The organism is Agrobacterium sp. NPDC089420, assembly GCF_044900305.1.
Lineage (GTDB): Bacteria > Pseudomonadota > Alphaproteobacteria > Rhizobiales > Rhizobiaceae > Agrobacterium.
In genome coordinates this window covers 1-1,797 of the sequence record NZ_JBJDMY010000062.1, presented here as the reverse complement: position 1 = coordinate 1,797, position 1,797 = coordinate 1, and the positions used below count along the sequence as shown (strand labels likewise).

1 protein-coding gene is annotated in these 1,797 nt (G+C 60.3%); it reads right to left on the bottom strand.

Translation table 11 applies throughout. The annotated features are described in order from the left end of the window. Positions 1–54: 54 nt before the first annotated feature. Positions 55–1,728 carry a transposase gene (locus tag ACI2KA_RS26925; RefSeq protein WP_404505484.1) on the bottom strand — a complete coding sequence of 558 codons (1,674 nt, stop codon included), beginning with the start codon at positions 1,726–1,728 and terminating at the stop codon, positions 55–57. Between the last annotated feature and the right edge of the window lie 69 nt (positions 1,729–1,797).

The following is a 1,797-nucleotide window of genomic DNA, read 5'->3' as shown; positions in this document are numbered from 1 at the left end:
GGTAAGCGGGGCTAATCTGGTGGCAATGCCAGCCCAATGGGCAAGGATGAGGCGTCAGGCGCGTGCCGCAACCATGGAAGGGAGGGGCGGAATAGGATGATTGTCGTCGCGGATGCCCAACCGGTCGCCAAGATAGTGCCAGAAGGACAGACCAAGCTTTTGGCAGGTCTTCATCAGGCCGAGCATACTGTCGCGCGCCTGCCGGCCATTGCGACTGACCGTCCCTCCAGAAATCTTCCGCTTGATGACAAACCCACGCAGATCTCGCTCGGATGCATTGGTGTGGAGCGGGATCTCCGGCCGCTCCAGAACCCTGAGCAGCTCCGGCTTGCGGCGGCTCAGCCGAAACAGCAATTTGTCGAGCTCGCCATAGCCGGTGCGGATGGAGAAAATCCGATCAAACCGGACTTGAAGACCGTGAGCTGCACGTTGGCTGGGACTTCGCTGATAGTTTTTCAGCTGTTTGTAAAAAAGCCAGATCAGCTCGCGCAGGGTTTCGACGTGTTTTACCTGACGCGGCGTTGCCGGCATCAGCTTGTGCAGCAATCGCTCTGCGTGGACCCAGCACAGCGCATGGGTACCGACCCGAAACTGCCCGGCATCGTCGGAAACGATCACCGCATTACCGACCAGCCCATGATGGCGGATGGCACCCCATATGCCGGCCTCGGCGAACGGCCGGAGCGTCTCCGTGTCGAAAATGTCGATCCCATGTTCGGCGAGGTGCTGGAGAAACGGGACCTGATTGGCAAACCGCTGCGGTTCGTGGGTGTTCAACCGTGCCAGAACGGCAGGGTCGACCTGTCGGTCTTCGAGAAAAGTGAAGGCCGCATCGTTAAGGACATAGTCCTGATAGTTGCCGCGCAGCAGGGCCAGGAAGTTCAGTCGCGACTTCGCCGGCGCCGTGCGAAAGGCGGTGAAATGTTCTCCGCCGATGTGCGTCGTATGAAAATTGCGGTTGGCATGGCGGGCACCGGTGTCGTCGACCGTTACATAGGGCGCCGAGACGAGGCCAGCATGCAGCACAGCGGCATCCTCGGCGTGAAAGCCTTCCATCCCTTGCGTCAGAAACCGGATGACCTGTCGTTTGGAAATCTCGACACCTACGTCGTTGAGCAAGGTCGTCATTCGCTGCGTCGTGACCTGCCCATGCGCATGCAGCATCAGACAAAATCGCCGCAGATTGGGCCCAAACCCGCCTCGTATCCCCGCAGGCAGCGGCGCGATGATGGTGTCTCCCTCCGGCGTCAGCCAGCATTCCCGCCGGTAACGAACCACCTCGACCCGCAACACCAGATCCCGGACGAAACAGTCCTTGTAGCCCTTGAAGCGCGATCCAGGCGGTACACTGACAGCCAGCACCTCTTCACGCGTGACCCGCTTCGTATCGTTCTTCGGCCCTCGCGGCCTGGGCGCCGGATCCTTGCCGGTGAGCGTCTTGCCACCCGTTGTCTTTTCCATCCCCGACGGTCTGAAGGGTGGGCGCGGCGGCAGGTTCTTCAGCCGCGCAATCTCGTCACGCAGAAGCTGGTTGTCGATCTTCAGTCGGGTGTTTTCCAGCCTGAGCTGATCGTTCTCATCCCGAAGCCTCTGGTTCTCAGCTTCGAGCTTCTCGATCCGGGCGTCTGCCCGATCAGCCCGCCCCACCAGACCGGTCACGAGTTCTCGCAGCGCTTTCAACGACAGCGTGTCGGCATGCTCGGACATGGGCAGGCGGCGCTTCGTCATAAATGGAGTGAATCATGATTTGCAGAAAACAGGAATCCCTCCTGCCACCGGATCTGCTCCAGGTACTGA